16 protein-coding genes are annotated in these 24,629 nt (G+C 35.6%); 10 read left to right on the forward strand and 6 right to left on the reverse strand.

What is annotated here, in order from left to right:
* Positions 1–2 precede the first annotated feature (2 nt).
* Positions 3–1,271 (reverse strand): N-acetylmuramoyl-L-alanine amidase family protein, encoded by a 1,269-nt coding sequence (locus BW936_RS11605; protein WP_076548566.1) that lies wholly within the window; start codon positions 1,269–1,271, stop codon positions 3–5.
* 180 nt (positions 1,272–1,451) lie between these two features.
* On the opposite strand from BW936_RS11605, the gene BW936_RS11610 reads away from it, so the two are divergent.
* On the forward strand, positions 1,452–4,136 hold the full coding sequence (locus BW936_RS11610; protein ID WP_084182055.1) for a putative LPS assembly protein LptD: 2,685 nt from the start codon (positions 1,452–1,454) through the stop codon (positions 4,134–4,136).
* 19 nt (positions 4,137–4,155) lie between these two features.
* A complete protein-coding gene (locus BW936_RS11615; RefSeq protein ID WP_076548567.1) occupies positions 4,156–4,536 on the forward strand; it encodes a RidA family protein in 381 nt (126 codons plus the stop codon).
* A gap of 4 nt (positions 4,537–4,540) precedes the next feature.
* On the opposite strand, the gene BW936_RS11620 is transcribed toward BW936_RS11615, so the two are convergent.
* The 4 genes from BW936_RS11620 to BW936_RS11635 form a co-directional block, all read right to left on the reverse strand.
* Positions 4,541–5,392, reverse strand: a complete 852-nt coding sequence (locus BW936_RS11620; RefSeq protein WP_076548568.1) for an N-acetylglucosamine kinase — start codon at positions 5,390–5,392, stop codon at positions 4,541–4,543.
* Between the two features lie 87 nt (positions 5,393–5,479).
* A complete protein-coding gene (gap, locus tag BW936_RS11625) occupies positions 5,480–6,481 on the reverse strand; it encodes a type I glyceraldehyde-3-phosphate dehydrogenase (protein ID WP_076548569.1) in 1,002 nt (333 codons plus the stop codon).
* A 24-nt stretch (positions 6,482–6,505) separates the two neighbouring features.
* Positions 6,506–7,492, reverse strand: coding sequence for a 6-phosphofructokinase (pfkA, locus tag BW936_RS11630; protein WP_076548570.1), 987 nt, complete (start codon positions 7,490–7,492; stop codon positions 6,506–6,508).
* A gap of 162 nt (positions 7,493–7,654) precedes the next feature.
* Positions 7,655–12,124, reverse strand: coding sequence for a translocation/assembly module TamB domain-containing protein (locus BW936_RS11635; protein ID WP_449405328.1), 4,470 nt, complete (start codon positions 12,122–12,124; stop codon positions 7,655–7,657).
* A gap of 44 nt (positions 12,125–12,168) precedes the next feature.
* On the opposite strand from BW936_RS11635, the gene tsaD reads away from it, so the two are divergent.
* Positions 12,169–13,197 carry a tRNA (adenosine(37)-N6)-threonylcarbamoyltransferase complex transferase subunit TsaD gene (gene tsaD / locus BW936_RS11640; protein ID WP_076548572.1) on the forward strand — a complete coding sequence of 343 codons (1,029 nt, stop codon included), beginning with the start codon at positions 12,169–12,171 and terminating at the stop codon, positions 13,195–13,197.
* Positions 13,198–13,214: 17 nt separating this feature from the next.
* On the forward strand, positions 13,215–13,922 hold the full coding sequence (locus BW936_RS11645) for a 16S rRNA (uracil(1498)-N(3))-methyltransferase (protein WP_076548573.1): 708 nt from the start codon (positions 13,215–13,217) through the stop codon (positions 13,920–13,922).
* 3 nt (positions 13,923–13,925) lie between these two features.
* Here BW936_RS11645 and BW936_RS11650 read toward each other — a convergent pair whose 3' ends face one another.
* Positions 13,926–14,717 carry a DUF1223 domain-containing protein gene (locus tag BW936_RS11650; protein ID WP_084182058.1) on the reverse strand — a complete coding sequence of 264 codons (792 nt, stop codon included), beginning with the start codon at positions 14,715–14,717 and terminating at the stop codon, positions 13,926–13,928.
* Between the two features lie 89 nt (positions 14,718–14,806).
* On the opposite strand from BW936_RS11650, the gene BW936_RS11655 reads away from it, so the two are divergent.
* The 6 genes from BW936_RS11655 (at position 14,807) to BW936_RS11680 (ending at position 24,604) form a co-directional block, all read left to right on the forward strand.
* On the forward strand, positions 14,807–15,403 hold the full coding sequence (locus BW936_RS11655; protein WP_244156219.1) for a DUF4159 domain-containing protein: 597 nt from the start codon (positions 14,807–14,809) through the stop codon (positions 15,401–15,403).
* A 3-nt stretch (positions 15,404–15,406) separates the two neighbouring features.
* Complete coding sequence (locus BW936_RS11660; protein ID WP_076548575.1) at positions 15,407–16,507, forward strand: AI-2E family transporter; 1,101 nt, start codon at positions 15,407–15,409, stop codon at positions 16,505–16,507.
* Between the two features lie 6 nt (positions 16,508–16,513).
* Complete coding sequence (locus BW936_RS11665; protein WP_076548576.1) at positions 16,514–17,692, forward strand: THUMP-like domain-containing protein; 1,179 nt, start codon at positions 16,514–16,516, stop codon at positions 17,690–17,692.
* A gap of 407 nt (positions 17,693–18,099) precedes the next feature.
* On the forward strand, positions 18,100–21,267 hold the full coding sequence (locus BW936_RS11670; protein ID WP_076548577.1) for a SusC/RagA family TonB-linked outer membrane protein: 3,168 nt from the start codon (positions 18,100–18,102) through the stop codon (positions 21,265–21,267).
* Positions 21,268–21,271: 4 nt separating this feature from the next.
* Positions 21,272–22,960 carry a RagB/SusD family nutrient uptake outer membrane protein gene (locus BW936_RS11675; RefSeq protein ID WP_076548578.1) on the forward strand — a complete coding sequence of 563 codons (1,689 nt, stop codon included), beginning with the start codon at positions 21,272–21,274 and terminating at the stop codon, positions 22,958–22,960.
* Positions 22,961–22,999: 39 nt separating this feature from the next.
* Positions 23,000–24,604, forward strand: coding sequence for a fasciclin domain-containing protein (locus BW936_RS11680; RefSeq protein WP_084182059.1), 1,605 nt, complete (start codon positions 23,000–23,002; stop codon positions 24,602–24,604).
* Positions 24,605–24,629: the final 25 nt, after the last annotated feature.

Below are 24,629 nucleotides of genomic sequence, written 5' to 3' on the forward strand. Positions count from 1 at the left end.
CTTTAAGGGTTAAATTGAGAAACCTCATCAATTGCTTCTTGAATTGGAATCCTTTCCCCTAGTTTATAGGCCACAATATAAGCATTGGTATAGCCTTTTTCTTTAGCCTGGCCTTGCATCATTTTTGCCTCTCTAAAAGACCTTGTTTCTCCGTACATATACCTATATAGATTTTTAAAAGGTTCTTGAGAAAGACTGGAAAGCCCCTTAAAGTTACTAGAACTAAGACTTATATTCTTACTACTTGCCATTAACTGTATTTTAAATACAATAGATTTTGCTACTTCATTTGCATTAATTGCTTCTTTAGCCTTGGCAACTGGCGTATCTAACTTCTTTTTTGTCGGTAAGCCTTTAGATGATTCCATTGTTTCTTTTGGTTTCCCTGCCCTCTCAACAACTTTCGTTTTTTCTTGAGACTTTTCTAAAGCTTCTTCTTTAATTGGTGGTGCCGTAGGTTTTGTCGTTTTAGTCTGCACACTTTGTACAGTAGGCTGAACACCTTCTTTGTAGCGTAATATTGCTTTTGCAATAGCATTGCCCATGTCACTCTGACCTTTTTTAGAATTTAAATAAGCGCCTTCATCTTTATTCGTTAAAAATCCGGTTTCTACCAATACACTTGGCATAAAGGTTTGGTGCAATACAATAAAACCTGCTTGCTTCACTTTTCTATCTGTTCTTTTAAGCTTATTAGAAAAATTATCTTGGATCATTGTTGCCAAAGCAACACTTTGATCTAAGAACTCTTCTTGCATAATGGTTAGCCCAATAACAGATTCTGGGGAGTTAATATCATAATCGGCATATCTATTTTCATAGTTATCCTCTAAATAAATTACCGAGTTTTCTTTCTTTGCTATTTCAAAGTTTTGTTTGTTGGCATGGAGCCCTAACACAAAGGTTCCCGCACCATGCGCATTTGAAGTATGAGAATCGCAATGCACCGAAACGAACAAATCGGCATTTGCTTTATTTGCTACCTCACCTCTAACATATAAATCAATAAATGTATCGTCTTTTCGTGTGTAAATGACTTTAATATCTTTGTTCTTTGAAAGAATTTCACCAACTTTCAAGACAATATTCAAGGCTATTTTTTTCTCTAAATACCCATTACCCAAGTTACCTGGATCATGCCCGCCATGCCCAGCATCAAGCACCACAACAAAGGGGTCATCTGATTTCATGTCTTTATCAGCTGCCCCAAAAGACAGCAGTAATAACGTGGTAATTAAACCTAAAAAAATACTCAATAATTTTATTTTCATATTGTGTTAACGATTATATCGCCATTATAATGGTTAAATTTATTGTAAGACCCTACATAGGGATTAAAAAATATATGTAATTTTGACTTCTTAAATAACGGCTCATTGGACCGCCAAACCATTACAAAAATAGGATATATAGCCTTGCAATCAAACAAACGATACTTACTTTTCCTATTCATGGTTTTTGCCGGTGTTTATTATGCCACTGGTCAGGAAGGTAAAATTACACCTCTTCACATTAAAGCTGACAGCGATTCAATTATTGCCCCGTTATTTCCTCCAACCGCTCTCAAAGACTCCATAGCTAACGATTCTTTAATTGCCGACTCCCTTAACCAAAAGCCTCCTTTACTATTAGATAAAATAACCTACAAGGCAAAAGACTATGTAAAGCTAAGTCAAAAAGAAAATAAAATCTATTTATACAACGAAGCAGAAATCTATTATCAAGATACAGAACTTAAGGCAGGTGTCATCATAATGGATTACATTAAAAACGAAGTATATGCCGGTAGAATGATAGACTCTTTAGGCAACTATACACAACTACCGTACTTTAAACAGGGCTCTAACATTGTCATACCAGATTCTATACGTTTTAATTTCGACACTCAAAAAGCTTTGATCTGGAATTCAAGAACTGAACAACAAGCAGCAGCCGGTGCCCTAGGCAGTGATGCCATGAAGGTTTACGCCGAGATTACCAAAAAAGAAAATGACTCGGTTTACTTTTTAAGCGAAGGAAAACTGACCACATCTACAGACACTATAAACCCTGATTACTATATAAGAGTACGGAAAGCAAAATTTGTTCCTAAGAAAAAGGTGATCGCCGGGTTCAGTAACTTATATATTGCAGATGTACCTACACCTATAGCAATGCCATTTGCTTATTTTCCGCTAACGGTAGGCAGATCAGCAGGTATTTTAATGCCTTCTTTTGGTAATGACCCAAATACAGGGTACTTCTTACAAGATATGGGATACTACGTACCATTGGGCGATTATGCCGATGTTACCCTCTCCGGGGATTTTTACACCAACGGAAGTTATGCTTTTAGAACAGCATCAGTCTATACCAAACGCTACAAATATCGAGGTAATATTAACCTAAGGTTTGAAAATCAAGTTAGAAGCCAAAAAGGGTTTAGCGATTATAGCTTGTCAAGAAATTACAACATTCAATTTTCTCACTCACAAGACACCAAGGCTAGTCCCAATTCCAGGTTCTCGGCATCTGTAAACTTAGGAAGTAGTGAATATTATAGAAATTCATTGCAACAACGAAATTTACCCAATACACAAAACAACACTTTATCATCTTCCATATCCTATTCTAAAACATTCCCCAACTACCCCTCAGTGAACATGAGCTTAACGGCTACACACTCACAACTGACCTCTGCTACGGCAACAGCGTCAAATACAGACAATATTACCATGACCTTGCCCACCTTTCAGGCAAGTGTAGAACGTATATACCCTTTTGTAAAACGCGATGGAATTAAGAAAGGAATTATTGATAACATTAATTTTCAATATAGTGTAAACGCCCAAAACCGACTTACCACAAACGATGAGGATTTTTTAACCACTAAAATGTTCGACAATGCCCGTGCAGGCGTTAGCCACACCATACCTATTGCTACAAACTTTAAAGTGGCCAAGTTTTTTAGTGTCAGTGTTGGCGGTAATTACGAGGATGTTTGGGCTTTGGAAACCTACAATCAACGCTTTGACACAGATACAGGGAAAGTAGTTAGAGATACCATAAGTGGATTTGATCGCTACAACACCTATAATTTTAGCGCCAGCGTAGGTACCACCCTTTACGGAACTTTTGATTTTGGCGAGGACAAAAAGATACAAGCCATTAGACATACCATGAGACCCTCTTTAAGCTATGGTTATGCTCCTTCTTTTGAACAATTTTATGATGAATATCTTAACGAGAACGGAGTTGAAGTACAATACAGTCGTTTTCAAGGCACATTGAACGGTGCACCCTCTTTAGGCAAATCTAATAGTCTAAGCTTTTCACTAGCCAACACATTAGAAGCAAAAGTTAGAGATAAGGATTCTACAAAAATTGAACCTAAGAAAATTTCACTTTTAAGCAATTTTAATATTTCTACAGGATATAATTTTGAATCTGACTCCCTTAAACTGAACCCGGTCAGTGTTAATGGCGGTACAAATATTCTTGACAATAAAATGTCCATTAACTTTTCTGCAGGTTTAGACCCTTATGCCATTGACAATAATGGTAGAAGAATAGATACTTGGAACATAGATAATGGCGGTAGCCTATTTAGACTTACCCGAGCAAATGCCAATGTCTCATACTCCATAAGTAGCGAAATGTTCGGCAAGAAAAACGATAAGGACAAAGATGATGAAGAAGAGCTTGACCCCTTTGACTATGTTGCTCAAAGTGGCGGTAGAGATGACGACCTATTTGGTAGGGCAGATGATTTTAATTCAAACCCCGTTAAAAAAGACAATAAGAATGCCGATGTAGACAACCCCATATTCGGCACAAAAATACCTTGGAACTTCAGGCTTGCCTATTCTGCCAACTACAGTAATACAGCCCGACAGAATGAATTTAGCAGCCACTCCTTAATGTTTTCAGGAGATATAGAACTAGCACCACGATGGTCTGTTGGAGGATCATCTGGTTATGATTTCAAAAACCAAGGATTTACTTTGACACAACTTCGTTTTCAACGAGATTTAAAGAGCTTTACCATGCGATTTAATTGGACCCCGTTCGGCACCTACAAAAGATGGTACTTCTTTATAGGTATAGATTCATCTATACTTAAAGATCTTAAATGGGAAAATAGAAGCCGAAACTAAAACCTAAAATAAAGCTTACATGAAAAAAATAATAAACACTTCAAATGCCCCAGCACCCATAGGGCCATACAACCAAGCAATATTAAGCAAAGATACTTTATATATTTCTGGTCAAATTCCACTAAATCCAACATCCGGAGAATTGATTTCTGGAGATATAAAATTAGAAACTAAACAATCTATGGAAAATTTAAAGGCCATTTTAACCGAAGCTGAAATGACCTTTGAAAATGTTGTTAAATCCTCAATTTTTCTGAGTGACATGAATAAATTCACAGAAGTTAACGAGGTATATGCTTCTTATTTTAATGCAGAGACGGCACCAGCAAGGGAAACCGTAGAAGTTGCCAATTTACCTAAGTTCGTAAATGTTGAAATTTCTATGATTGCCGTAAAATAATTTTTTACATATTCGCTTTATGGAATTCTACAAGACCTTCAATTGGCTTTTGTCTAATTACCCCAACAATTAAGTCGTTTCTTAGCAATACGGAAGTCAACTCTTCTCTTAGATAATACGCCACACTACCTACAAAATTAATAGGCACCTTAGTTGCCAATTCAAACTGCATTACATAATTATTGATAAACTGCTGAAAGCCTTTATCTATAACCCCTTTAGAATATGGGTGATCTTTGTTCTCGATTAAAAAACGAGCAAATGTCGCCAGATACGTATTAGGGTTTGGCTGCTTGTAAAGGTTCTCTTTGATAACATCTGCATCTAAATCATGGGAAGCGGCAAATTTATGCGCAAGTTCAGAAGGCATTTTATTAAAATAATAATCACGTATTAATTTACGCCCAAAAAAGTTTCCACTACCGTCGTCCATAGGAATATAACCCAATGACGTTACTTTTTGAAACAATTGATTACCGTCATAATAACTACAATTAGACCCTGTGCCTAAGATACAGACAATGCCTTGGTGACCAACCTGTGTTGTAGCGAAAATGGCAGCATAGGTATCTTCTTTCACATCGGCTTTTGCATTAGGAAAGAAATTTTTAAAAATAGCTTTTAAAAATATTTTCATTCGATCCGTTCCACAACCTGCTCCATAGAAATATAGATGAGTTACCTTCTCCCTATTTTTAGAAATCTCGAAATTATTTGCCAAGCGATCTTCAATAACATCTTTCGTTAGCACCTCTGGACTTAGCCCTAACGTCTGTGTTAAAAAAAGCTGTTCTCCATTTTCATCTAAAGCAATCCAATCAGACTTGGTTGCACCACTATCTACTATTAAAATCATATACCGATTGTCTTTAAAAAATAATCCTGAAAATAAGGAAAAACCGCCTCACTTTCAGGATATATTTTTATTATACTAAAATGAAGTTTATAAGCTATTAACGTGCTGAATCAAGTCTACCATTTTATTGGAAAAACCAGCTTCGTTATCATACCAGCAAATTAACTTGAAAAATTTAGAATTCAATTCAATTCCGGCTCCGGCATCAAAAACACTTGTATGAGATTCTCCTATGAAATCTTGAGAAACAACAGATTCTTCCGTATATCCTAAAACACCACTCAACTCACCTTCAGAGGCAGCTTTAAATGCTTTTTTAATTTCTTCGTAAGAAGTTTCTTTTTCAAGACGAACAGTTAAATCAACCACAGAAACGTCTGCAGTAGGTACTCTAAATGCCATTCCTGTAAGTTTCCCTTCTAATGCAGGTATAACCTTTGTTACCGCTTTAGCAGCACCTGTAGATGCAGGTATAATGTTCAACAAGGCACTTCTACCACCTCTCCAGTCTTTTCTAGAAGGACCATCTACAGTCATTTGAGTAGCCGTAGTTGCGTGAACCGTAGTCATTAAAGCTTCTTCAATACCAAAACTATCATTCAATACTTTAGCCATTGGAGCTAAACAGTTGGTAGTACAAGAGGCATTAGAAACAATTGTATTTTCAGCAGTAGCTTCTTTATGGTTAACCCCCATTACAAACATTGGAGCATCTTTAGAAGGAGCAGAAATAACCACTTTTTTAGCACCACCATCAATATGATATTGAGCCGTCTCTAAAGTTGTAAAAATACCAGTACATTCTGCAACGGTTGCAGCACCTACTTCGTCCCACTTACAATTTTTTGGATCTCTTTCAGCTGTAATTCGAACAGTTTTACCATTAACTACCAGATGTCCGTCTTTTACCTCAACAGTACCATCGAATTTACCATGAACAGAATCGTATTTCAATAAGTAAGCCAAGTGCTCAACATCCAATAAGTCATTGATAGCAACCACATCTACATCACCACGTTTAATTGTAGTTCTGAAGACCAATCTACCTATTCTACCGAAACCGTTAATCCCTATTTTCAAATTTGACATTTTCTCTATTTTTAGTTTTTAATATTATGTAGTCATTATTTCTGAAACTCTAATGAGTTCTTTATCAATTTTTGTATGCCCTTTAATAGCTTTATTGATAGGTGTTAGCGTAAGTTTGTTATCTTGAATACCTACCATTAGGTTCGTTTTACCTTCCAACAAGGCCTCTACGGCTCTCACTCCCATTCTACTAGCAAGAACACGATCAAAACAAGAAGGCGCACCACCTCTTTGCATATGCCCTAGTACAGATACCCGTACATCATAAATTGGCAAATGTTCTTCAACATATTCTTTAAGTTCAAATACGTTTTTACCAGATTTATCCCCTTCGGCAACTATGACGATACTTGAAGACTTACCAGATTCTTTACTTCTTTTTAAAGACTCAAGCAACCTATCCAATCCTAAATTTTCTTCAGGAATCAATATTTCCTCTGCACCAGCACCAACGCCTGCGTTTAATGCTATGTGCCCCACGTCTCTTCCCATAACTTCCACAAAGAAAAGTCTGTTATGAGAACTGGCCGTATCTCTAATTTTATCTATACACTCTACTACAGTATTTAAAGCCGTATCAAAACCTAAGGTGAACGTGGTGCCAAAAATATCGTTATCAATAGTACCTGGAATCCCTATTACAGGGAAGTCATACTCTTTATTGAAGATCATGGCTCCCGTAAAACTACCATCACCGCCAATAATGACAAACGCATCAATTCCAGCTTTTAACAGTTGATCATAAGCTGTTTTTCTTCCTTCCGGAGTTCTAAAATCATCACAACGGGCAGACTTAAGTATCGTCCCCCCCTTATTGATAATATTATTAACGCTACGGGCATCCATAGGTTTAAAATCCCCCTCTATCATACCCTGGTACCCTCTGTAGACTGCAACACAATCTACCTTCATATAGGCACACGTACGAACAACTGATCTTATGGCTGCGTTCATGCCTGGTGAATCACCTCCTGAAGTCAGTACTGCTATTTTTTTTATTTCTGAAGACATTGAAAAATTTAAGCCAACGAAATTAAGAAATCTTAGTCAAAAACCGAATAAAAGTCAGTCCCATTTTAAGAAAAAATCAACGAAAAGGATTTCGCTATAATAGATCAACAGTCTAATTCTTAAAATTTGTTAATTATAAACAACAAGAGCTATAATTGACTGTTAATTTAATGATTTTGGCTTATCATAAAACCGAATTAAGCTATCAGAACCCATGACAGAAGAAGGGGGTTCTATTACCTTTTCAGTACCTTTCTTTTTCTCTGGCCTAGTTGCCAATATCTTTTGAAAGAGTTCTTTAAAATTATTAAAATCTACCTCATAGGACAAGCCCGCACCTTGGGTTGATCCTTGTTGATCAGATAAATAAGCTTGTATTTCACTTTGTCTACTGAAAAAATTAGCACTTAAAGTACCTTCTTCATTTAATAGGACTTGAATTTCAAAATCACCGGCCACTAATGTTTCACTAGATGCACCGACCGGTACCCCAACCTTACCGTTAAACAAAATGCGATCAGATATTTGAGTAGATACGGTTACCCCTATACGATCATCTGTCTCAATATCTGCTGATCGATCCAATACCCCTTGTTCATATGATAGGCCAAGGTTGAATTTATCATTACCGCCACTTAAAATAGAATTCAGAATGCTTGATGCGCTTTGCACCAAGTTACCCGTTATTGCCTGTTGGCTGATTCCGCTTTGAGAATTTACAAAAGTTCCTTGTGCCAAAAGAAAAATAGCATTTTTCTCTTCTACTGTTGGATCCTGTAAACGATATTCCAATTCTGACTTAACAATAGAATTCGTACCCGGAAAATCAATACCAAAATCAATATCTGGTTTTTGAAGTTGCCCGGTTAAACTAATGATTACATCTGTAGGTATTCTTCTAGTAAAGCCAGCATCATCAAGTAACGGGGCAGGATTTGCGTTTAAGGAATATACCGCTTCCATTCCTAAATTTGCTTCTAAAGGTTTTTGATCCCAATTTATGGTACCCCCAGGCTTTACCGTAAATTTCTTGTCAATGATTCCGCCGAACTTATAATTGAACTCACCGGTTACAACAACATAGTCACCATACATTTCAAACTTGCCATTGGTATTGATCTGTATCAATATAATACCCACACCGGTTCCTTTCAAAGAACTTCCGGTTTTAGTATCGGTTACTATTTCAACCTCGGCATCGGGCGTTACATCAAGGTTAAACTCTAACTCTAAACCCTGATAATCCTTTAGCTGACGTTGACTTTCTATTCTTTGCTTATCTTTCTTTTCTAAAAAGTTAATGAATGAATAATCACCTACACTAGCCACATCACTTAAAGGTATTTTCAAAGAAGTACCCTTTGCTGTGGATCCATCTACGTTTATGTTCAATGCAGTAGTGGGTCCATAAATGCGCCCCATTCCATTTAAGTAGCCGGTACCATAATACAATTCTCCTTCCTTAAACTCTGTATTCAGGATCAAGAACTTATCGTTCTTTGTGTCTATATTCAAATCTAATACCCAATCTTTAAAGAAACTATGCGTAATTGTGCCGTCTAGATTTGCGTGTGTACCCTTCGCAATATCTTCTAGTGCTATATTTTCAAAATCAAAAGTCTGATTTTCAAGAACCACCCTTGAACGAGGTGCAAAGCCATAATCAACATTTAAATAGGGCACCGCAATACCGGCATTATCCATAGTCAGCAGTCCGTTTATATTAGGATTGTCTACATCACCCTCTATCTTTACCCTACCATCTATATCTCCCCGTATTTTATCAATTACCCCTTCACCCAATGGACTAAATGGTTCTAAAGCAAAATTACTGAAATTGGCAATCAAGTTGGCTTTTGGTATTTTTCCTTTATTTTCAATACTACCAACGATACTAAATTTCTCTACGTTATTATCAGCTAATTGCGAATTTACCTGAAACTCGGATAAATCTTTATTTCCACTAATATAAATAGCTAAATCCCCTATTGGTATATTATTAATTCCGAATTTATCTATATTTAAATTTGATGATGGCAAATAGATTCCGTCCTTTTGAAGAACATTTAAAATTCCATTAACTTCTCCCTGTAATTTTAGGCTATCGATTACCGGCGTAATCTTTTCTAACGATACAATTTTAAATTGAAGCTGAAGATCCTTATATGTTGAATCTGCCAACTGGCCTTTTAGCCGTATTTGTTCTTTTTCTTCATTGTTCATTACAATTTCTTGAATTGTAATACTGTCCAAAGACCTATTGAATATCACCTTATTCTTTGTATCACCTTCTTTATTCAGCACCCATTTGTTGCCTTTAAAATTGACATCGGATGTTTTTAGACCGATCACGGACTTATTATCCTTATTAAATGTGTGATAAAAGTTCAGATTATAAGAGTCATTAAAATCGCTACCTCCCTTAAACTCAGACCTAAAAAACAAGGTATCTTTTAAAGTGGTATTGATCAAGTTGAAGTCTTTAAAATTATAATACGGCGTGTCTAGCTCACCAACCGATACGAAGGTATTAAACAGCGGATTCTTATTATCAATTCTAACCTCAATACTATCGGCAGCCGTACCAAAGGCCTCTATACTTGGCGAGGCAAAGTTGAGCTTAAAATCTCCTTCATCAGCTACTATATTTCCTTTTATAAAAGTGTTTGGATCAAACCGCACTTCAGGAAAAAAAACATCTACTATTTTATTATATATCTTAAAGTTGAAGGAGAGATTTTGCCCATCTGAAATTTGAAAAGGCCTATAGTTTGTGTAAATACTACCCAAAGAGTTTTGCACAAGTTTACCCAATTCCCGCACTTTAAAATTACCTTTCATAAAACCTGTAATAATATCTGGCGAGTTAATATTTATAGTACGCTGCAGGTCTTCACCAAAATTAGAAGTCACTGCAAAATCTTCAAAATAATAAGTGTCGTTTACATTTTGATAACTTGTTTGTGTAAAATTAACATCACCAACAATATTGTCCAAAGTAGTTCCCGTAATATCCATACTCAAATTACCTTTAAATACGGAAACACTATCATTTATTATGTTTAATTTCTTTAAATCGGCATAATCTACGGTAGCAAAAAAATTAAAGTTATTTCTGGCTTCCGCAACGTTGGCCAACCCCTTGAAATCAAATTTAAAATTTTCATCGTTACTGATCAAAGAACCGTCAAACAACTGATCTTTAATAATACCCGAAACCCTTAAATCTTTGTAGTTATACTTATTGAACTCTAAAGAATAAATTTGCCCTATTACTTCGGTATTCAATTTCTCTTTCACAAAACCTTGCCCCTCTACATTAAAATCTAAAGTAGTTTTTCCTAAGTTTTTATTCTCGGCAAAATCACCTAAGTCAAAATCTATTAAAGAGATAAAACCTTTATAAGTGGCATTGTCAATATTATTAAAATCACTTAGAACAATGTCGGCATAGCTACTACCTACAGCGGTATTTAAGTTCACTTTTGCGTTAACAGATGAGTTGGTCACGAAGGCGCTACCACGTATTGTAAACTGCCCGAGCTTACTAAAGGACGAAGGCAATGACTTACCTATTAAATTAGGCAACAGAGCATTCAATTGATAGTAACTACTAGTTACATTTTTCATTTCGGCCTCTAAACTAAAAGGCTTTTGTTTGTTGAATAAATTTTTAAAATTAAAATTACCACGTATACCGGTATCATCAGAAAATAAGAAAAGGTCTTCAGTATTCAGGTCATTTAAAACTCCGTTTACCCCAGCATTGAACGTTACTTCCTTTCCTTTGCCAAATTCATTATATAGCAAGTTTACCTCATCTAAAGCCACCTTAGATTCCTTAAACGCTGCAACAACATTTACTTTATTCAAAAAATCGGCAAAATCTTCACGATTGTAGTTAAAAATCAAATTACCTTCTAAAGCTGAAAGAGGGGTTTTAATCTTTAAAGAATCAAACCGCATTTGCTGCTTTGTATATTTAAAATCTGTCGTTAATCTATTTACTTTTAACCCTCTATTACTATGAAAGGACATTTCTTGAATACCTACGGATACCTCTGGACCAAGAATTAAAAAATCACTTGCAACTATATTAAGGCTATCAAAATTTAAAACAGTTATTTTTTCTAGGTTCTCATCAATATATTTAAACTTACTATTTTCAATAGCCACATGAGAAGATGAAAGCCTAAAAGGAGGTGTACCGGGCGCTCTTGGCTGACCATCGTCAAGCTTATCCACAAAAACCTCTAAATTGGTATTATTTTCTCCGAAATAAGTTTTAAGGTTAAAGTTCAATTTATCAACTTCAATACCTCCAAACTCCAAATTGCCCTGAGCTAAATTACCCAAGCTAAGAATAGAGGTTTTAAGCTCATTCACATAAAATAATGTATCCTTTTTATAATCTTCGATAAAAACACCTTCTAGACCCACATTCCAAGAAATCAACGAAACTTTTAAGCGCTCAATATTAATATGCGTACCATATTGATCATTTATTTTTTTCGTAGCAAATTTTGCCAACAAAGTCTGTACCACCGGCAATGAAAATATGATGGTTCCCAAAACACATATCAGTAATAATACCAATAATGTTCTAACCAATATTTTTCTAAGTTTTTTGATAGGTCTTTATGTTTTACCTTTGTTATTCAATTTTTATTCCAAAAATGTTGGAACACGATACAATTTACATACTTGCTATAGAATCTTCTTGTGATGACACTTCTGCGGCAGTTTTAATGAACGATAAAGTGCTCAGTAATGTTGTGGCTACCCAAGCTATTCACGAAGAATATGGCGGGGTTGTACCAGAACTTGCTTCAAGAGCGCATCAACAAAATATAGTCCCCGTTGTTCATCAAGCCATAGCCAAAGCAAATATCGATAAAAAACAATTATCAGCCATAGCATTTACACGCGGACCTGGACTAATGGGCTCTTTACTTGTAGGTACTTCATTTGCCAAATCATTGGCATTAGGTTTACAAATACCACTTATTGAAGTTAACCACATGAAAGCCCATATATTAGCTCATTTTATTGAAGATGAAACCATGATACCGCCTTCATTTCCGTTTTTAGCGTTAACTATTAGTGGCGGCCATACGCAGATTGTCCAAGTGAATGATTTCTTTGACATGAAAATAATAGGGCAAACACTTGATGATGCCGTAGGCGAAGCATTTGATAAGAGTGCAAAAATTTTAGGCCTACCCTACCCCGGCGGACCTTTAATTGACAAATATGCTGCTACAGGTGACCCACATAAATTTGAATTCACCATACCAAATGTAAAAGATTTAGATTTTAGCTTCAGTGGACTAAAGACCAATATTCTTTATTTTATTCAACGACAAACTAAAGAGAACCCAGATTTTATTAAGAACAATCTAGCGGATATTTGTGCATCTATTCAATATACGATCATCACCATACTGATGAGAAAATTGAAAAAAGCAGTTAAACTAACCGGCATTAAGGAGATTGCCATTGGTGGTGGCGTATCGGCAAATTCAGGCATTAGGAACGCACTAATAGAAGCACAGACAAAATATCAATGGAAAACTTATATACCAAAGTTCGAGTACTGCACAGATAATGCCGCTATGATCGGTATTGTAGGATACCAAAAATATAAGAACGAGAAATTCTCTCAACAAGATGTAACGGCAAAAGCCAGGTATGTTATATCGTAGTTTATAAAATAAATAACATGCAATTATTTTACAATCCAGATATTAAAGCCACAGATGCAACCTTCATTTTCGACAGTCATGAAAGCAAGCATATCATCAAAGTGTTAAGAAAGAAAACCGGTGATCAATTATGGATTACCAATGGTAACGGTTACTTGTTTGAAGCTAAAATAATTGGCGACAATATTAAAAAATGTGAGGTAGAACTACTGTCCTCTAAAAAAACGCACCTAAAATCTTACTGGTTACATTTAGCCGTAGCCCCAACAAAAATGAACGATCGCTTTGAGTGGTTTTTAGAAAAAGCTACCGAAATTGGGGTCGATGAAATAACACCGATAATTTGTGATAGATCAGAACGCAAAGTGTTAAAAATGGAGCGAATGCAACGCGTGCTTGAGTCTGCCATGAAACAATCTTTACAAACGTATTTACCTAAATTGAACAACCCCATTAGTTATTCGGATTTTTTAGAAAAACCAGCTGCTGAACTACAATTTATTGCGCATTGTGAAGACACAGAACGTCATGAGCTAAAAAGAAGGGTTGCCGCAGATAAAGATATCACGATATTAATAGGTCCTGAGGGTGATTTTTCTCCGGATGAGATTAAAAACGCAATGAAAAAAGGCTATTCACCTGTTGCTATGGGTAAAACCAGATTGAGAACAGAAACAGCCGCCATTGTAGCCTGCACCATTATAGCAACCATAAACAACGGGTAAATATTAGATAGCTACTTTAACCGCACCAGTAATATCGGCATCATTATTTTCTACCAATAACATTAAGATTAAATCTTCATTTGTTTTTACGGATGCCGGTATATCAATTGAACCCATACCTTTGACATCTTTTAATTTTAAATATTTTTCAGCAATGACAATATTGGCATTCTTTAATGTTCGTTGTCTATTTTCTCCTCTTTTAACTTCTGTTGTTCTTTCCTTGAGTAACAATACGGCTCTTACATTTTTAGTAGCAGTGTCCCCCAAAAGGTTATAGTTAAAATTAATTTTATCACCACCTCTATGGATCTGATTTAAACGAATATCATCTTTCGATTGTTTTGCCGCGTATTTTTCAATTACCCTTGCCACCTCTACTTTATTGGATCCCACCATATGCTCCTTGCCATTTACAATCAACTCTGGCGTATAATTGCTGCGATACCTGAACTTGTTATTGTATTTACGTTGTTTAATGGTAAAGTCCTTATTGCTGAAAGGATCTTTCCACCCTATATAATTCCAATAATCTACATGGTAGCTAAGTGCAAACACTTGTTCAGGAAAATTGTTCTTTACTGTTTCTAAAAGTGCATCTGCAGGCGGACAGCTAGAACAACCTTGAGAAGTAAAAAGCTCTAGTACTACCATACCTTTTTCAACATTTTCTACCTTCTTTAAAGTGATAACATCATCAACTTTACTATATTTACTTGGTTTAAATTGCATAAAGGACATCAGAAAAAGTCCTGCACTTAAAATCCCGAACACAGCAATTTTTTTATTAAACATAATAGCATTATTTACAATCTATTATTCGTTATAAAATGAAACAACTTACTAGAGTCCTTATTTATTTGCATTTTTTGTGCTTTTTTAACATGTATTCACAAGAACTTGCCATTTTAAAATACCAAGGCGGTGGTGATTGGTATGCAAACCCAACCGCTTTACCCAATCTTATTAAGTTTTGCAATACAAACATTGGTACCAATTTAAAAGACAGGCCAGAAACGGTTGAGGTGGGTAGCAGTTCCATTTTTCAATATCCTTTTTTACACATGACCGGTCATGGGAACGTGGTTTTTTCAGACGAGGAAATAGAAAACTTAAGAAATTACCTTTTATCGGGCGGTTTTTTACATATTGATGATAATTATGGCATGAAACCTTATATTATCAGAGAAATTAAAAGACTTTTTCCTGATAGCACATTAGAAGAGTTGGGTGCCAAGCATCAAATCTTTAAAAACACATATTCTTTCCCAACAGGATTACCAAAAATTCATGAGCACGATGGGCAGCGTCCGCAAGCATTTGCCATTTTAAAAAACAATAGAATTGTCTTATTATTCACTTCAGAATCTGATTTAGGTGACGGCTGGGAAGATCCAACGGTACATAACGATCCAGCAGAAGTAAGACAAAAAGCATTACAAATGGGAGCCAATATTATAACCTATGCCTTTAAAAATTAACCAATGACTTCAAAAACAATTTCAAAAGGTATTTTACGAGCCATCGGTGTTTTGGTAAGCATAATACTGGTTCTCTATTTTCTTTACACTATACAATCTGTATTGGCATATTTAGCTATTGCCGCCGTTGTTGCTCTAATAGGTAGTCCTTTAGTACGTTTTTTAAGATTACGTATTAAACTTCCAAATATACTTGCCGTTATAATTACCATGATTTTTATGGTAGGTATATTAGGTGGTATTGTCGCCTTGTTTATTCCTTTAATATCTGAGCAAGGTAAAAACCTATCTCTTCTAGATATTGATGAATTACAAAAGAGCCTAAACACCCTTTATCATCAAATTACATCATATTTAGGACTTTCTTCTCATATTGTAGAAGACGTAATTGATGATGCAGGCTTAGAAAAAAATATGCTACAAGGGCTAAATATAGGTTTTATACCTAACTTTTTAAATTCCTTCTTAAATATTCTAAGTACAGCAAGTATTGGCTTGTTCTCAGTTCTATTTATTTCATTTTTCTTTCTAAAGGATAGTAAATTATTTGAACACGGTTTATTAATATTCGTCCCACTAGACAAAAAGAAAGGTACAACAAATTCTATAAGCAAAATAAACGGACTGCTATCAAGGTACTTTGTAGGTCTTTTACTTCAAATATTTATTCTATTTATAATTTATACGATAGTTCTATTAATTGTAGGAATTGAAAATGCAGTGGTTATTGCCTTCTTATGTGCGTTATTCAACATTATACCTTACATAGGTCCTATCATAGGTGGTGTAATCATGTTAACACTGACAATGACCAGTAATTTAGGTTCCGATTTTAGTGATGTAATACTACCAAAAACCGGCTATGTATTTATAGGACTATTGATCGGTCAACTAGTAGACAACTTTTTCTCTCAACCTTTTATTTTTTCAAACAGTGTAAAGTCTCATCCGTTAGAAATTTTCTTAGTGATCATTATTGCCGGTTTGTTATTCGGTACTGTAGGCATGATCGTCGCCGTGCCCGGCTATACTGCTATTAAGGTAATTTTAAAGGAATTTCTATCTGACAACCAAATTGTAAAATCATTGACCCATAATCTCTAGACCTTCGTGAATACAGCAATACTAACTAATGAAATACAGGGGTTTATCAACGACAATTTAAAAACCGATGTTCACAAAATTATTTTATCAAAACAAAAATTCACAAAGGTATCTCAGAAAGAACTGGTAGAACAAATAGAATCGAAATTAAAATCTAAATCTAAACTACCCACTTGGTTCAATACCCAGAACATCTATTATCCTAATAAACTAAACCTTTCTCAAACTTCGTCAGAAATTACGGCCAACTACAAAGCTTCATTAGTTAATGGAAAATCTTTAGTTGATGTCACAGGTGGTTTTGGAGTAGATTCGTTCGCATTTTGCAAAAAAATAAAAGAGGTAGTACATATCGAAAAAAACGAAACACTATCACAAATTGCCCGTTATAATTTCAATCAATTGGGTATTTCAAACATAACATGCATTGCTACCAATGGATTAACTTTCTTACAAGAATCACCTAACACGTTTAGTTGGTTGTATATAGACCCCTCTAGAAGAGACAAGGAGAACAAAAAGGTTTACTATTTATCTGATTGTGAACCAAACGTCATAGAGCATATGGACCTTTTATTGGTAAAATCATCTAATCTTCTTATTAAGACCGGGCCGCTGTTAGATTTAAAAAGTGGGTTAAAAGAATTGAGCCATGTAAAAGAGATACATATTGTTGCTGTTAACAATGATGTAAAAGAAATTCTTTGGTTGATAGAAAAGGGGTTCAATTCAGAAGCGTTCATAAAAACAGTGAATTTCAAGCCTAATTATAAGCAAGAGTTCTGTTTCCGATTAAGCGACGAGGAAAACACTATACCTGAATACTCAGAACCATTAACTTATATTTACGAACCAAATGCAGCTATTTTAAAATCTGGTTCATTTCAGTTTACTGGAGATCATTTCAATTTATATAAACTTCACCCCCACGCTCACCTTTACACATCAGAGAAATTAATTGAGTTCCCAGGACGCGTATTCATAGTAAAGGATATTTATGAATATTCTAAAAAAGCAATCAAAAAAGCAGGCATATCCAAAGCCAATATTACCACCAGAAACTTCCCGGATAGTATAGAGAAAATCAGAAAAAAATTACAAATTAAAGATGGTGGTGACAACTATATATTCTGTACCACTAATAAGTATGAAAAGTTGATTGTTATTTCATGTTTTCAAATATAGAATAGCTTTTTTAAGAGGTCACTTAAGTACCTTAAAACGTGGTAAACATATATTTAATAATAAATTAAAAGTAGCTTAATACACCATTATAAATTGCCATTTTTATATAATTTTCATCTTCACTACCATTTTAAAATGTTAAAAATTTAACTTTACTATACCCTAATTTAATATTTACTAAATTACTGACAACCTGTTTATTACACTTATTAACGCAGATAATTACAATAAGATTTCCTATAGTTGACGTATCATTCCTAATTTAATACTACTGAATTATGGATATTAAATTAAAAGTGTTATTATTATACCGGATTTTGATTTTTTTAACATTTAAACACTGCAACTGTAAAATTAAAAAATTCAACATCCAAGCATTTAACTAAAACTAACAAACAACAACTATTATGAGTCAAAAACGTGATTACACGTTGATGAAATCTGGAAAAAGGTCATCCTTTATTAAATCTGGAGTTTTATCAATGCTTGTTTGCTTAGGTACCCAACTGGTACAAGCAAATGAAAACACAAGTACTTCAAACGACGTTGAAGTAAAAACGCTTCAATCTACTATTACGGGAACCGTTTTAGATGACACTGGCCAACCATTACCCGGAGCCAATGTTGTAGAAAAAGGTACTACTAATGGTACACAAACAGATTTTGATGGTAACTATAGCTTAAATGTCTCTGATGGCGCCACATTGGTATTTAGCTATATTGGATTTAAAAGTAGAGAAGTTGCCGTAAACGGCCAATCAAGCGTTAACGTAACTTTAGCTGAAGATGCTGCCGCTCTTGACGAGGTAATTGTTTTAGGGTATTCTCAACAAACAAGGGGAGATTTAACTGGCTCGGTAGCATCCGTTGATGTTTCTGAAGCTACAAAAGCACCTGTTGTCAATGCTGCTTCAGCTTTACAAGGGCGTGTAAGTGGTGTAACTGTTGTACAAAATGCAACACCAGGTAGCCCGCCAAAAATTAACATTCGTGGTTTTGGTACAAGTAACAACACCAACCCGTTATTTATCATTGACGGTCTACAAACAGATGATCCATTTGTATTGAACAGTATCAACCCTAACGATATTGATCAAATGAATGTTTTAAAAGATGGTGCCGCTGCTATTTATGGTGCAAGAGCATCTAACGGGGTCGTAATTATCACAACAAAAGGTGGTGGTTATAACATGGATAAGCCAGTAGTATCTGTTGATACCTACACAGGTTTTTCTTCTGTAGCCAATGTTCCTGAACTTTTAAATGCACAACAATTAGGTGATGTTTTATATCAGAGTGCTGCTAACGATGGTACAGCGTTTAATCACCCACAATATGGTAATGGATCATCTGCAGTTGTTCCTTCTACATTAAACGGATATACAAGAGTGGTTTCTTATGACCCTATAGTTAGAGGTCCTGCTTCTGCAACCGTTAACCCGAACGGAACAGATTGGATCGATGCCATTACAAGAACAGCTGTGATACAAAGTGTCGCATTTTCTGTAGCAAACGGTGAAGAAAATAGTAAATACAACCTTTCTGCCAATTATTTGAATAACCCTGGAAACCTTTTAGAAACGGATTACAAAATTGGACAAATTCGTTTGAATTCCGAATTTAAACTAGGAGACAAAGTACGTATTGGTGAACATTTTAGTACAGCATACAGTAATTCTAAAGGCGGTAACGGTGCGCAATACGAAGAAGCCGTAAGGAGCAGCCCGTTAATTCCTCTATACGATGACAACGGTAATTTTGCAGGAACAGGTGCGCAAGGTACCGGTAATTCAAGAAGTCCGTTAGCTCAATTAAACAGACAAAGTGATAACTTCAATAAAACCGTTAGAATACTAGGTGATGTATATTTATCTGCTCAGCTAATGGATGGACTTACATTTAAAACAACCATTAGTGGTACTATCAACTCTTTTAATACACGTGGCTTTACGGCTCTAGATCCAGAGCATAGTGAGCCTTTAGGAACAAATGCATTAAGAGAAGTAAACCAAGATGGTTATTCTTGGACATTTACAAATACCTTAAACTATAAGAAAACATTCAATAATAGTAAAATTGATGCCTTAGCAGGGATTGAATCTGTAAAAGATGGTGGTAAGGGAAAAACAATCAGTCGTACTGGCTTTTTATTTGAAACACCAGATTTCTACCTATTGAATAACGGTAGTGGTACACCTAACGTTGACAACGCATATGATTTTGCCACATCTCTTTATTCATTATTTGGTTCTGCAACCTATTCCTATGGCGACAAGTATTTTGTAACAGGTACCCTACGTAATGATACTTCTTCTCGTTTTACAGGAGATAACAAAAGTGCTACTTTCCCTTCTGTAAGTGCAGGTTGGGTAGTTAGCAAAGAAGATTTTATGTCTGCGGACTCTCCCGTAAGTTGGTTTAAATTAAAAGGTTCTTGGGGTCAATTAGGTAACCAATCATTACCAGCTAGCAACCCAACTATCAACATTTCATCTTTAAATGAGCAATATGCTAACTATGCCATAGATGGTAATTCTATAGCTACAGGTGCTATCTTATCTTCTGTTGGTAACGCTAATTTGAAATGGGAAACTAGCGAAGCAATAAATGCAGGTATTGAATTAGGCTTTTTTGAAGATAAATTAAATTTAGATTTTGAATGGTTTAATATTAAAACTAAAGATCTAATTACCCAAGATAACAGCTTAATCAGCACCACAGCGATCGATGCTGCTGCGCCTTATGTAAATGCAGGAAATGTTAAAAACACTGGATTTGATATTAATTTGCGATATAAAGATGAAACAACGTATGGCTTAAAATATGGTTTTGATATAAATTTCTCTCACTACAAAAATGAGGTGACCGATTGGATAAGCGATTTCCAAACTGGAGATGATAGCTACCGTGGTGGTGCCGTTTCAAGAACCCAAGTTGGCCAGGCAATTTCTACATTCTATGGTAGAGAAGTTATTGGCTTTACAGATCAAGGGAGGTTTGACTACAAAGATGTTAATGGCGATGGTAGTATTAATGATGATGATAGAACTTTTATTGGTTCTCCTCACCCAGATTTCACCTATGGTTTCAACTTTAACTTAGGCTACAAATCTTTTGACTTATCATTATTCTTACAAGGATCACAAGGAAACGACATTTATAACTACACAAAAATCTTTACCGATTTTCCAACTTTCGCAGATGGTAACCGTAGTACAAGAGTGTTAGACTCTTGGACTCCGATCAATACAGATGCTACCTTACCAGCATTAAGTAATTCAATACAAAACAGTGAAACACAGCCAAATTCATATTTTGTAGAAGATGGCTCTTACCTACGTCTTAAAAACATTCAATTAGGCTATGCATTCTCTGATAAAATTACCAAAACAATTGGTTTAGATTCTTTTAGAGTTTATATACAAGGAACAAATTTATTAACACTTACAGGATATGACGGGTTTGACCCGGAAATCATTTCTTCTGTAACTGGTAATAATCTTACATTAGGTGTTGACAGTCAGGTTGTACCACAATCTAGAATTCTTACACTTGGATTTAATTTAAAATTGTAAAAAAATGAAAAAGAAAATAATATATTTATTCACACTATTCGCTGCTTTTAGTGCCTGTAGCGATGACTTTACCGAGCAACCTGCAATTGGTGCTCTTAGTGATGCTGCCGTACAAAATGAAGACGGTGTAGAGCTGCTATTAATTGGAGCTTATTCTACATTAGATGGAATTCGTAATAACCTATCAGGTAATGGCTTTGCTGCTAGTGGAGACAATTGGTGGTTTGATGTTTTAGCAGATGATGCCCACAAAGGAAGTACCGATGGTGACCAAGCCGATCTTTTTGAAATGGAAATTTATAATTGGACAACCGGTAACCCATACGTTTTAGGAAAATGGTCTTCAACTTTTGCTGGTGTTAACCGTGCAAATGCCGTTATTGCGTTAATTGCAACTATAGAAGATGCAGATTTAACCGGCAAATTAGCTGAGGCTCGTTTTTTACGTGGCCATTTTAATTTTGAATTGCAAAGAATCTATGGAAATGTTCCTTACATCTCTGAAGAAAACTATGCCAACACAGAATTCAACCAACCAAACCCGGGTCCTATTTGGGATCAAATAGAAGCAGATTTTCAATTTGCCATTGATAATTTACCCGCAACACAGGCTCAATCAGGAAGACCTTCCTCATGGGCTGCAAAAGCCTATTTGGGTAAAGTACATTTACAACAGTCTGAATGGGCTCCTGCCCTTGCTTTATTCGAAGAAATTATAAATGATGGTCCTTACGCTTTAAATTCTGAGTTTGTAGCTAACTTTGAAAGCACAGGAGAAAATAGCTCTGAAGCTATTTTTGCAATTCAATTTACTGCGGATGATGGTCAATCCCTAAATGGAAATATTGGCGGGGTATTAAACTTCCCTAACCCAGGTCCTTTTGGTTCTTGTTGTGGATTTTACCAACCTTCTCAAGATTTGGTAAATGCATTTCAAACAGATGGATCGGGTCTACCATTATTAGATACTTTTAATGAAACAGATGTGGCAAATGACTACGGTAAGGAAGATGACGAGGCATTTACACCTCATACAGGACCATTAGACCCAAGATTAGATTATACCGTTGGTAGAAGAGGTATTGATTATAACCGTTATGGTACTTTCCCTGGTCATTCTTGGATTCGTGCAACTTTCTCTGATATTTCCGGTCCTTACTTACCAGCTAAAAATGTTTACCAATCCGGAGATACGGATAATCAAGGTACAGGTGCATGGGGCCAACAACATGCCGGTATCAACTATCATATTATTCGTTATGCCGATGTTTTATTAATGGGTGCTGAAGCAGCTGTTGAAACCAATGATTTAGCATCTGCGTTGACATGGACAAACTTAGTACGTAACAGAGCTAAAAACATGACCTACATTCAAAACGAAGCAGGTAATGCAGATGCAGCTAATTATCAGATAGAACCTTACACTTCTTTCCCTAGTCAAGATTTCGCTAGAAAAGCAGTTCGTCATGAGCGTCGTTTAGAGCTAAGTATGGAAGGTCATCGTTTATTTGATTTAAGAAGATGGGGTAATGCGGCAAGTGTTATGAACGAATACATTGCAAATGAAAGTCGTACCATACCAAACTTTGGAACTAAAGCGAATACTGTTGAAGCAAAACATGATATGTTGCCAATACCATTAAACGCAATAGATTTAAGTGGCGGAGTTCTGAAACAGAATCCTGGATACTAACAAATAGAATTAAAAAATCTTATACTAAATAATTTAGATATGAAAACATTTCAAATTTTAAGTGTCTCATTCTCCATGCTTGCCTTAATTGGTTTCAGTTCTTGTGAAGATGATGATATAGATGGTAGCGACACCTTGATCGGTCCAGGTACTGTTGACACTAGAATCAACACAATTGGTAGTCTTTCTAACCTAAACGCTGCAATTGAAGCAGCCTCTGGTGACATCGCTACTACATTAAACGGTACGGGTCCTTTTACAGTATTTGCACCAAATGATGCGGCTTTTGAGACATTTGCAACACAAGTTGGTTTTGAAGCTAATGATGATGATGGATCAGCAGCGGCACAGCTATTGTCTGCGGCTGATGCAGATTTACTTGCTCAGATATTAACCTATCATGTAGTTGCTGACAACATTGAAGCCTCAGGGTTTTCCGATGGTCAGTCATTAACAACGGTACAAGGAGGAACACTTTCCGTTGCCGTAGGCGATGACATAGAATTATTGGATGCTTCTGATTTGCCAGAAACAAATCCTGTTTCAAAAGTAACACAATCAAACTTCTATGCAGACAATGGTATCGTACACATAATAGATAAGGTATTAGTACCCCAAGAGGCTATTGATGCCCTAGATTTTGATATTCGACCAACTTTATTGGACTGGGTTACCGGAACAGATGATTTAAGTTCATTAGCTGCAGCTGCAGTAAAAGCAGGATTGGTAGATGCTATATCCGGTTTGGAAACAACTAGAGTACTAGCCCCTAACAATCAAGCTTTCGAAAATCTCTTTGATGCTCTTGGAGATGATTACAATGATCTTGATGATTTTGATAATTCTGCGGAAATAGAATTACTTAAGAAGATTTTGCTATATCACATTTTACCATCTTCTGATGGCTCAACGGCATTAACAGCAGGACCAACTATGACTCTTTTAGAAGACAATACAGTTGAAGTTGTTGATAATGCAGGTGATTTCGAATTTGGAGATGTTTCCGGCACTAATGCAACTATTGTCACTGATGGGATCGATGCTAAAAATGGTATTGCCACCATTGTGGACAAAGTACTTTTACCACAAGCCGCAATAGATTTTATTACATTATTAAGTTCAGATGATTTAGCTACAACAGTAGTAAACGCTGCTGCATTAAGTACTTTAGAAGAGGCATTAATTGCTACCGATTTAGTTGGGAAATTTATTGATGACACCAATACCGAAGATGAAGATGCTACTAATTTCACATATTCTAAAAACGCAACAGTTTTCGCTCCATCAAACGCTGCTTTCTCAAACTTATTTGATGCATTAGGCCCAGATTATACAAGCATTGCTAGTTTTGATACAGAAGAAGAATTAGAATTACTTAGTAATATACTGTTGTATCATGTAGTTGCTGGTAAAATTACAAGCGCAGATTTAGAGGCAGGTACATTAACTACTCTATCAGAAAAAGATATAGAAGTTATTACTGTAATTGGTTCAGATAATTTTGTTATTGGAGATGCAACTAATGATGTCAACGCAAATATTACTACCGCAGACGTATTTGCAAGAAACGGTGTTGCACACATTGTAGATAAGGTTTTACTACCACAAACTGCAATTGACTTTATAGATTCTTTAGATGACTAAAAAATCAAGTAAATTTATTTTTGGG

Origin of the sequence: Maribacter ulvicola, assembly GCF_900155985.1 — a bacterium.
Lineage (GTDB): Bacteria > Bacteroidota > Bacteroidia > Flavobacteriales > Flavobacteriaceae > Maribacter > Maribacter ulvicola.

Coding starts and splice junctions, on each gene's coding strand:
- BW936_RS11605 (WP_076548566.1), bottom strand. CDS start 1,271: ATGAAAATAAAATTATTGAGTATTTTTTTAGGTTTAATTACCACGTTA.
- BW936_RS11610 (WP_084182055.1), top strand. CDS start 1,452: ATGGTTTTTGCCGGTGTTTATTATGCCACTGGTCAGGAAGGTAAAATT.
- BW936_RS11615 (WP_076548567.1), top strand. CDS start 4,156: ATGAAAAAAATAATAAACACTTCAAATGCCCCAGCACCCATAGGGCCA.
- BW936_RS11620 (WP_076548568.1), bottom strand. CDS start 5,392: ATGATTTTAATAGTAGATAGTGGTGCAACCAAGTCTGATTGGATTGCT.
- gap (WP_076548569.1), bottom strand. CDS start 6,481: ATGTCAAATTTGAAAATAGGGATTAACGGTTTCGGTAGAATAGGTAGA.
- pfkA (WP_076548570.1), bottom strand. CDS start 7,492: ATGTCTTCAGAAATAAAAAAAATAGCAGTACTGACTTCAGGAGGTGAT.
- tsaD (WP_076548572.1), top strand. CDS start 12,169: ATGTTGGAACACGATACAATTTACATACTTGCTATAGAATCTTCTTGT.
- BW936_RS11645 (WP_076548573.1), top strand. CDS start 13,215: ATGCAATTATTTTACAATCCAGATATTAAAGCCACAGATGCAACCTTC.
- BW936_RS11650 (WP_084182058.1), bottom strand. CDS start 14,717: ATGTTTAATAAAAAAATTGCTGTGTTCGGGATTTTAAGTGCAGGACTT.
- BW936_RS11655 (WP_244156219.1), top strand. CDS start 14,807: ATGTATTCACAAGAACTTGCCATTTTAAAATACCAAGGCGGTGGTGAT.
- BW936_RS11660 (WP_076548575.1), top strand. CDS start 15,407: ATGACTTCAAAAACAATTTCAAAAGGTATTTTACGAGCCATCGGTGTT.
- BW936_RS11670 (WP_076548577.1), top strand. CDS start 18,100: ATGAGTCAAAAACGTGATTACACGTTGATGAAATCTGGAAAAAGGTCA.
- BW936_RS11675 (WP_076548578.1), top strand. CDS start 21,272: ATGAAAAAGAAAATAATATATTTATTCACACTATTCGCTGCTTTTAGT.
- BW936_RS11680 (WP_084182059.1), top strand. CDS start 23,000: ATGAAAACATTTCAAATTTTAAGTGTCTCATTCTCCATGCTTGCCTTA.